Here is a 9,441-nt window from a genome sequence, read left to right on the forward strand (position 1 = left end):
GATCATTTCCATCTATTGCTTCACGAGCAATGGGTATGAGGATGAGTGAAGGAAGGGGTGTTTTGTTTCGAGTAGGTGATATGTAAGCGGTTTATCGCATAATTCTTTGTACATCGTACAGTATAGACGCGCGCTGAGGCCCAATACAGCCAAATGGTTGCACATTGTACAACATAGGATGCTTTTACAATCGCAAGCAACCTAGTTAGCATATTTTTTTACATACATTTAAAGGGAAATCCTAGTAGATAAACGAATATTTGATTTTGAGGGGAGGTTCAATCATGAGAATCAGATCAGAAGAAATGAAAGATCATCAAGCGGTCTATCAGCTGAATGTAGAAGCTTTTGGACATAGAGAAGACGAAGCTCAACTGGTTGAGCGAATCCGGGCTTCCCAGGGTTTTATACCGGAATTGTCTCTTGTGGCGGAAATGAATCATCAGATTGTTGGCCATATTTTGCTAAGTAAAGCCAATGTAGTGGATGAGGACAAAGAACACGAGGTCATCGCACTAGCCCCAATTGCAGTGAAACCAGACTTTCAAAAACAAGGCGTAGGCGCACAACTTATCCTAGAAGGCATCCGGAAAACGAGAGAATTAGGATACGGCGCTATATTCCTGATTGGTCACCCCAGCTATTATCCGAAATTCGGATTTGTACCCGCTAGGACATTTGGATTTGAGCTAAAGCAGTTTCAAGTGCCAGATGAAGTCTTTATGGTCTGTGAGATCATAGAGGGTTATCTAAAGGATTGGAGCGGAGAGCTTCGATATCCAGATTCTTTTTTTAGCTAGAAAGGTGTGAGGGCTCCAGTGTTAAAAGCCATTATTTTTGATCTGGACGGAACGCTGCTGGATCGAGATACATCTTTGAAAGCTTTTGTTGAAAATCAGCACCAACGGATGGTTGAGCTTCAGCACATTGATAAATCCGCGTATGTAAAAAGGTTCGTAGACCTGGATCAGAGAGGTTACGTATGGAAAGATAAAGTGTATCAGCAGCTCATACACGAATTCGAAATTGCTTTGCAGTGGGAGGTCCTGCTAGAGGATTACATGCATCACTTCAGCCTGCACTGTGTTGGGTTTCCGAATCTTCATGAGCTTTTGACCTACTTGAAAAAAAGTGGCTTTAAGCTTGGCTTGATTACCAATGGTTATGGAACTTTCCAGATGAAAAATATAGAAGCGTTAAGGATTTTGACTTATTTTGATACGATATTGGTATCCGAAATAGAAGGGCTGCGCAAGCCGGATCCTGAGATTTTTCATAGAGCGTTAGCTAGATTGGGAGCACAGCCTGGTGAAGCAGCTTATGTCGGTGATCATCCCGAAAATGATGTTTGGGCTAGCCGAAGGGTGGGCATGAGAGGAATATGGAAGGAAGACGACCAATTCGCAGGTGATTTTGAGCGAGAGTATACGATCAGGGATTTGATAGAGCTGAAGGAATATTTGGAGCAGTTGCAAACTGGATTGAAATAGCGAAGGGGGAAAGCTAATGAATTCAGAGAATATGGTAGGACTTACGGCAGCTGCAGGCTTTCAGATTGGTGTCAGAAGGACGCTTACTTTAAGCCAAGAGAAGGCATGGGAACTATTGACTTCGCCGCAAGGCCGCAAGCTTTGGTTAGGAGAGACTCCGACGATCCTTTTCGAAAAAGGGCACACATTTTGCACAAAAGAAGGGATTAACGGGGTTCTTCGTGTGGTCAAACCTAATGAACAGCTACGTCTCTCTTGGCAGCCTGCGAGCTGGGAGGAAGCATCAACGCTGCAAATTCGGCTGCTGCCCGCCGCTTCTCCCGGCAGAACGACGATCAGTTTTCACCAAGAAAAACTCGACAGCATGCAGCACAGAGAGGAAATGAAGGTGCGTTGGGAGGCCGTCCTGAACCGGCTGATGGAGTTAAAGATCAAATGACGATGACGAATACACTCATTTTGGTATTCATATTAACGATGATCATTCATACCGCTGAAACGTTATCCTATTCCATACGTTTTGCCGGGGTGAAGGTGAACAAGCTGGCTGTAGCGCTTTCGCTGGTTGGTATCGTCGTGCTCGTTTCCCGAACGGCTAATTTAATTCAAGCGCCTATGACGGCTAATTTCGTCGACTATGCCAAGGCTGTGCCCACTTTCGATTTAGAAAGATATTTGCGAATTTCTTTGTTCGCATCGTCCATCGGCACGCTGATCGCGATAGCCTTATTTCCTTCTTTTATTAACCTTAGTGTACGGGTTATTGCTCGTTTGGAAGTAGCAGGATCTATCCCGAAGCTCATTTCAAGCGTGAAGATAGAACAGTTGAAGAATACTAAAAATTATTTGAAAAAACCAAAGTTCAAGCTTAGCCAGTTCCGGTATTTAGGCGTATCCAAAAGATTTTTAGTCATCAATATCCTGGTAACCGCCTTCTATTCTGTAGGGGTGCTGTCCTCTTTGTATGCGGCGCATTTATTACCTCAGTATGCAACGACGGCCTCCCAGGCATCGGGTCTCATCAACGGGATCGCCACGATCCTTCTTACCATCTTCATCGATCCACAGTTAGGGCTCATTACCGATAAAGCGCTGCAGGACGAGTCACAACGCAGTCAGCTGGGCAAAATTTATGCACTGCTCATGACATCCCGTTTTCTAGGCACTTTGTTGGCGCAAGTATTTCTTATCCCTTCGGCTTATTTTATCGGTTGGATCGTGAAATGGATTTTCTAATTCTTGCAATTCCTTTCTTTCAGGAGAGCAGCTTGTTATAATAGCTATTATCATAGTAGCGCAGCTAGAAACGGAGCCATGGCATGAAGAAGTTTAAAAAGTTTTATATTGAGATTACAAGTGTATGCAACCTGGCTTGTACGTTTTGTCCGCAAACGAAGCGGCAGGCTAATTTCATTAAGATAGATACGTTTACGAACATTCTTGATCAAATCAAGCCGCATACGGATCACATTTATCTGCATGTCAAAGGAGAGCCTTTGCTGCATCCCAAGATTGACGAATTGCTGGATTTGAGCCATGAGAAAGGCTTTAAAGTCAATATTACGACCAACGGAACGTTGATTAATAAAAACAGGCATAAGCTGCTGGACAAACCGGCCCTTCGCCAAATGAATTTCTCTTTGCACAGTTTTGACGGCCACGAAGGCTCGGAGGATAAAGAAGGCTATGTGATGAGCATCTTGCGTTTTGCCAAGGAAATTGTTGCAAAGTCTAATGTCATTATCTCTTTCCGGTTGTGGAACTTAACGATGGATAATCAAACGAATCAGGAGCGGCAGCGGAATCGTGAAGTCTTGGAAATGCTGGAGAGAGAGTTTGAGCTGGATTACAAAATTGACGAGGAATTTGTACGTGGAAGCGGTGTAAAACTCGCAGAACGCGTGTATTTGAACCAAGATCATGAGTTCCAATGGCCGGATCTGAAAGCACAAGAGATTGAAGGCCCTGGTTTCTGTCACGCGCTGCGAAATCAAGCAGGCATCTTGGTTGACGGTACGGTAATTCCTTGCTGTCTCGATGGGGAAGGCGTTATCAATTTGGGAAATATCAACCATACGCCGTTTTCTGAGATTGTTGAAGGGGAGCGGGCGAACCGTTTGTTCGAAGGTTTTTCCAGACGGGAAGTCGTAGAAGAGTTATGCCGCAAATGCGGATATCGGGAACGTTTCAGTATGTAAAATAAAGATGATCACAGATGGGAAGCTTCTTCATCTCCACGGTTAAAGCGGAGGGAATGAGGCTTTTTCTATCTTTCTTTGCTTTTGTAGCTAGTTAGTGAGATAATACAAGTTTGATTAGATTTCTTTTTTTGGGGGCTTATAACGTGGGACGGTATCCATTCGATTATGATCATTCACAGCCATTCATGCAGCAGGTTTCTGACTGGATTGCTGATTTATTTTATGAAGTTTTACCCGAATCAGGCTTTGAAGTGCGCGATGAGCAGATCTACATGGCGTTTCAGCTGGAGCGGGCTTTTGCGGAGAAACAGACTATTTTTGCAGAAGCCGGTGTAGGAACAGGGAAAACGCTTGTCTACTTGTTATATGCGATTTGTTATTCGAGACTCGCGAACAAACCGGCTATCATCGCGTGTGCGGACGAATCCTTAATTGAGCAATTGGTCAAGCCTGGCGGCGATATTGATAAATTAATGCGGCACTTGAATCTCGTGATTGATGCGCGGCTTGCCAAATCCCCTGATCAGTATCTGTGTCTTCAGAAGCTGGATGAAGCCCGATTTGGACACGAAGATATAAGTTTATACCGTGATCTGCATGCTGGTTTACCTGACTTTGTCCACACACGCGAGGCTCTGCAATCCTTTTATGCATATGGAGATCGGAAAGACTACCCGAATCTGAACGATGAGCAGTGGGAACGCGTGAGTTGGGATGCTTATCAGGATTGTTTCGTCTGCGATAAACGGCACCGCTGCGGTCAAACCTTATCCCGAGAATCGTACCGGAAATCCGCTGATCTCATTATTTGTTCCCATGACTTTTATATGGAGCATGTTTGGACGTATGAGGGGCGGAAGCGGGAAGGCCAGTTGCCGTTATTGCCGGAGCATTGTGCGGTTGTTTTCGATGAAGGACATTTGATGGAGTCGGCTGCGCAAAAAGCTTTGACATACAAGCTGAAGCATACGGTTTTTGAAGAACTAGTGGTCCGATTGTTAAAAGGGGAAGTGCGCGAGACCTTAGCCGTCTGTATTGACCAGGCGATTGAGCAAAGCGAATATATGTTCGAAGTGCTGGAAAGCTGCTGCCGACCGATCCCGGGCTCGGACCGTAAACAGATTGTGATGAATGATCAATTGCTTCGCGAGATTCACCGATTGTGTGATATTTTATCACAGATTGAAGAGGAGCTTGTCTTCGAGAGCGAGATGTTCACTTTGAATGATTATCAGCTCAAAATTGTCGAAGAGCATTTGGAAATGATGCAGAAGGCGCTGGCGTTATTCCGTCATGATCAAGCTTTCATCTGTTGGGCAACGGAAAGTATTACGGGGTTAAGCTTAGTGGTCATGCCAAGAACGGTGAAAGAAGTGCTTAGAGAGCAAGTATTTTCAGCTAAAATGCCAATCGTGTTCTCCTCGGCTACGTTATCCGTAGAAGGAACGTTTGATTATGTGGCGGATAGCTTGGGATTGGACAAGTATTTATCGTTCTCCGTGGACTCGCCGTATGATTATGCAGGACATATGGAAGTGCTCGCACCCAAATGGACTTCTGGCGGCACTTTCCAGGAGAAAATGGAGGCAGCCGTCGAGCTGCTGCAAAGGACGGAAGGGCGGGCGCTGATTCTATTCCCGACCCACGAAGAGCTGCGGCTGTTTAAGCAAGAGATTTCGAAGCGGAGCGAATGTGAGAAGCTGCGTTTTCTATTTGAAGGCGATCAAGAAATCAGTCATCTGATCGCGTCTTTCCAAGGCGACGAGCATAGCGTGCTTGCTGCGGTAAGTTTATGGGAAGGACTTGATGTGCCAGGTCCGTCACTGTCGAATGTGATGATTTGGGCGCTTCCATTCCCACCGCAAGACCCTGTGTTTATGGCCAAACGGGAAGCAGCCGCGAATGCTTATGAGGAAGTGGACATTCCCTACATGTTGTTAAGACTGAGACAGGGGATCGGCCGCTTGATCCGTACGCGGGAAGATAGCGGGATTATCGCTATCTTTAGCGAGGAAATGCACACGAATGAAACGCTTCGTGAGCATATGGAACGTGTGCTGCCTGCTGGAGTAGCATTGAAATATAGTCTATAGGTTTACGTGAACCAAATGTCGCGAAATCGCACCCACCCGAGGGAATCGAACGAAATGCCGCGAATCGACGGGTGGTAAGCGGTTTTGAGATGTTTCCGATATAGAAAAAGCAAGCTGTAACGCTGCTTGAGCTGTAATTCTAACTGCTCGAGCAGCGTTTTTCTGCGTATCGGGTCGATTTCATCGCGCAGCAGCTGCAAACTGTCATCAAGCAAGCGCTGCACCTCAGGCGCCGCATGCTGCTGCATGCTTTTGTACATATCGTAAAGCCGCAGTTCGCGGTGCTCGTCTATCATAATGGCGAAAAGAACAAGATCAGCCGACATGCGCAGTTCGCCATTGAATTGCTCGGCAGGAATGAGCATAATTTGGAGCTTGATGCCGGATAAAGCGTACATGTTCTTCAAAAGAAGCGCATCCTGCTCGTATTGCGGAATCGTAGCAAGCGTCAGCGTCTCCCCTTGATAACCGGCAGAGTGAAGCAGCTGCTCAAAGGTTGTTGGTAGCGGTGGAGAAGGGAAGTGAGCAGGGGCTTCTTCTTGTTCCTCTGTCGCTGACTTCGGGAAGAAAGAGTTTGCTTCTTCGATGACATCCCCGGAGAGCTGCTCTAATAAATAAGCTCGATCTAATGCCAGACTGAGAGCTTGGCGAATCCGTGGATTTCGTAGGGGACCTTCCTTTTTCTCATTCACGGTCATGAATTTGGTTGTCATGCCCGATTGCCGCACCTGCTGCCAGCGCTGAGCGTCCATGTCCGAAATTCGCACATTGTGCATGACTTGGAAAGGCTGCTTCTGATTAGAGTCCGACAGATGTTCATGCTCAGGCAGCGTCCACACTTCGACACGATCCAAGAAGCCCCGGCCTTGAAAATAGGCAGGAAATGCCTCCAAAATCCAAATGCCGTGCTCATGTCCCGCCAAGCGAAAAGGACCTGTCCCGACAGGGTTCGTGCCCATCCAGCCGCCGGCTGCCTCACACACGTCTTCAGGAACAATCGCAGCCCGATTCGTGCTCAAGAAGCCCAGAAACAATTCGTTACGTTCTACCAATCGGATAACAACGGTCGTCTCATTCGGGCAGACAATCTCCTTGATTCCCGCATAGGCCCAACTGTACAACCCGCGTGGCGCTAGGCGCTGAAGCCTTTCAAGCGAATATTTCACGTCGCTGGCGGACATTTCGCGCCCATGGTGAAAGCGTACGCCTTTTCGGAGGTAAAACGTCCAAACGGTTCTTGTTTCATCAACCTCCCATGCATGCGCCAGATGAGGCACGATGTGCTCACCTTTCGAATCCATCCGGACGAGACCATCAAAGAGCTGATTCACTAGATGAGATTCCCCGGCGTAATGGATGGCAGCGGGATCTAGCGCATGGATCGTTTGAGTCAGAGGAAAGCGCAGCACATCTGATCGGCGATCACCCTGAAGCTCGGAACGAAACCCGAATTGACCAGACAACCAATCTTGAAACTGCTCTCGTAAGTGAGAGGAATGTTCGGTCGATTGCAGCAGCTCAAGTGCAGATTGCAAGTCTTGCTTAGCCACGAGCTGTTTCGCTTCTTCCAAAAGCAATTGTTCTTTGCGCATATGAAAAATGAGGGTCGAGCGATTGCCGCGGCCCTTTTTGGGCTGCCAGGTGAGCCACTGTTCCTGCTGCATTCGCTTGAGGAGAAGCACCATATTGCGATGTGTGCAATCCAATTGTGCAGCAAGCTCTTCGAGCGTTGTCTCCAGCGGAGACTCTTCTTGAAGCTGTGGAAAGGCATGTCGAAGTGTCAAATAATGCTTGCGGATTTTCATGAAGTGCCTCCGTCATAAAATATGAAATTAATGAAAATAAACTTACACTTTTTGTTCTTGTTTTAAAGGTTACAATAAAAGGCAGGAATTATCAATTCCTTGCAATTCTATTTCGTTGTGACTAAAGGAGAGAAAGTTCAATGAGAGATCCAGCTCCATGGCAAAGAAAATATAGCTACATGTTAGCGTACGCTTGTTTATTCGGACTGCTGGTACAATATTTATTTATTGGCCGCCCGGCGGGCATTTCTGTTTTTCTAAGCGTTGCCGGCTTCTATGGACTTTATTTTTATTCGATAAAAGGCCGATTAGGCGGATTTGAGCCATGGAAAGGGCAGAGTACAGCAGGGTGGTTGTTGATGGTGCCGGTTGGCTTGTTGGCGTTGACCTATGGCTTGTTCGCAAACAACTTTTTTCACCTGCTAAATATGATCGCCCTGCCGCTTTGTATCGTGATGCAAACGGTCGTGTTGTCAAGGAATAGCAAACATGCGTGGTACCATGCCACATTCCTGCAAGACATGGTTAGGCATGTCATCAGCAGCCCGATAACGTATCTTCCTGTCCCTTTCGGGATGTTGAAAGCTTGGCTGCCAGGCGGAGGGAACCGTAAAGATTCGACTTGGGGAAAAGTCGTAAAAGTTTTGGCGGGTCTGCTGCTGGCAGCACCAATCCTGTTTATCGTTATCGGGTTGTTAGCTTCAGCTGACCAGATTTTCTTTTCCTGGATCGCGGAGATTCCAACATGGTTCAGTGGCGTGTCCATAGGGGAAAGTGTAGGACGAATCATTCTTGCGGTTGTGATTACCCTTTACACTTTTTGTTACATGTGGGGACTGCTTTTCCCGAAAGTTATCGAAGCATCGCACCCATTCGACAGCCAGAAAGATGAAACAGCTGCCGCTACAGAAGTCGTATTCCGGAGCAAAGCGCAGCTTGACCCAATCACAGCAGGAACGCTGCTTATATGTGTGAATGTTGTTTATGTGCTATTTGCGATTATCCAGTTTTCCTATTTATTCGGGGCTGCAGATGGCCTGCTGCCATCCGGCGTGGCGTATGCGGAATATGCGCGCAGAGGTTTCGCCGAGCTGGTTGTTGTCGCACTGATTAATGTATCGCTGCTATTTCCTGGTTTACATTGGATACGCTCAAGCAGTCCATTAGGAGAAAAAATCCGAAAAGTGCTGCTTACTCTGCTGGTAACCTGCACGATTGTCATGCTAATCTCCGCTTATGGAAGGCTTTCGCTCTATGAAGAAGCTTATGGCTTTACACAAACGAGACTGCTTGTGCATGGATTTATGATCTTCCTTAGCATATTGTTTGTCCTTGCTTTTTTCCGGATTTGGATAGAAAAGATGTCGATGTCCAGAGCCTACATAACAACGGCCATACTTGCTTATTTGGTGATGAACTACATGAATCTCGACCACCGGATTGCCATTAACAACATGGAGCGTTACGAAAAAACGGGTGTCATCGATCTTGAATATTTGGGAAGACTTTCTACCGACGTGGTTCCCGCTTTGAAGGAACTGAAGGTTAAGCATCCCGAGTTAAGTTCTGTTCAACAAACCATAGATCGTGTGATGAGTGATCAAAAGGACAAAACTTGGCCATCCTGGAATCTATCCAGCTATCGTGCGAATAGGTAGGAAATTCGGTTGTTATTAGCGAATATAGACGGGAAATAAACACGGCAGGAGGTTGCCTGTGGGGGACCATAATGAATTGCCCGATCTTATACGCCGCGTCAAAGAGGGAGATCCGATTGCTTTTGAGCTGCTGCTCAGCGCGTATCGTTCAGCCGCCTTATCCTGGGCGCAAGCCATTGTTCGCGATGCTTTCC

General features: G+C 46.7%; 8 protein-coding genes. 7 read left to right on the forward strand and 1 reads right to left on the reverse strand.

Translation table 11 applies throughout. The features are described 5' to 3' along the window. The first annotated feature begins 284 nt into the window (after positions 1 to 284). From PCH02S_RS32710 to PCH02S_RS32735, 6 genes are all read left to right on the forward strand, one after another. Positions 285 to 800, forward strand: coding sequence for a GNAT family N-acetyltransferase (locus PCH02S_RS32710; protein ID WP_127458294.1), 516 nt, complete (start codon positions 285 to 287; stop codon positions 798 to 800). Between the two features lie 18 nt (positions 801 to 818). Continuing rightward, positions 819 to 1,490, forward strand: a complete 672-nt coding sequence (locus PCH02S_RS32715; protein WP_127458295.1) for an HAD family hydrolase — start codon at positions 819 to 821, stop codon at positions 1,488 to 1,490. 16 nt (positions 1,491 to 1,506) lie between these two features. After that, on the forward strand, positions 1,507 to 1,929 hold the full coding sequence (locus tag PCH02S_RS32720; RefSeq protein WP_127458296.1) for an SRPBCC family protein: 423 nt from the start codon (positions 1,507 to 1,509) through the stop codon (positions 1,927 to 1,929). A 2-nt stretch (positions 1,930 to 1,931) separates the two neighbouring features. Further along, positions 1,932 to 2,726 (forward strand): lipid II flippase Amj family protein, encoded by a 795-nt coding sequence (locus tag PCH02S_RS32725; RefSeq protein WP_127458303.1) that lies wholly within the window; start codon positions 1,932 to 1,934, stop codon positions 2,724 to 2,726. Between the two features lie 83 nt (positions 2,727 to 2,809). Continuing rightward, a complete protein-coding gene (locus PCH02S_RS32730; protein WP_127458297.1) occupies positions 2,810 to 3,688 on the forward strand; it encodes a radical SAM/SPASM domain-containing protein in 879 nt (292 codons plus the stop codon). Between the two features lie 146 nt (positions 3,689 to 3,834). Continuing rightward, positions 3,835 to 5,784: an ATP-dependent DNA helicase gene (locus PCH02S_RS32735; protein WP_127458298.1), complete on the forward strand. Its 1,950-nt coding sequence runs from the start codon at positions 3,835 to 3,837 to the stop codon at positions 5,782 to 5,784. A 2-nt stretch (positions 5,785 to 5,786) separates the two neighbouring features. On the opposite strand, the gene PCH02S_RS32740 is transcribed toward PCH02S_RS32735, so the two are convergent. Continuing rightward, positions 5,787 to 7,589, reverse strand: a complete 1,803-nt coding sequence (locus PCH02S_RS32740; RefSeq protein ID WP_127458299.1) for an ABC transporter substrate-binding protein — start codon at positions 7,587 to 7,589, stop codon at positions 5,787 to 5,789. A gap of 140 nt (positions 7,590 to 7,729) precedes the next feature. Between PCH02S_RS32740 and PCH02S_RS32745 the strand changes: the two genes are divergently transcribed. After that, entirely contained in the window at positions 7,730 to 9,247 is a 1,518-nt protein-coding gene (locus PCH02S_RS32745) for a DUF4153 domain-containing protein (protein ID WP_127458300.1), read from the forward strand. Positions 9,248 to 9,441: the final 194 nt, after the last annotated feature.

The organism is Paenibacillus chondroitinus NBRC 15376 (genome assembly GCF_004000765.1).
Classification (GTDB): Bacteria; Bacillota; Bacilli; order Paenibacillales; family NBRC-103111; genus Paenibacillus_E; species Paenibacillus_E chondroitinus.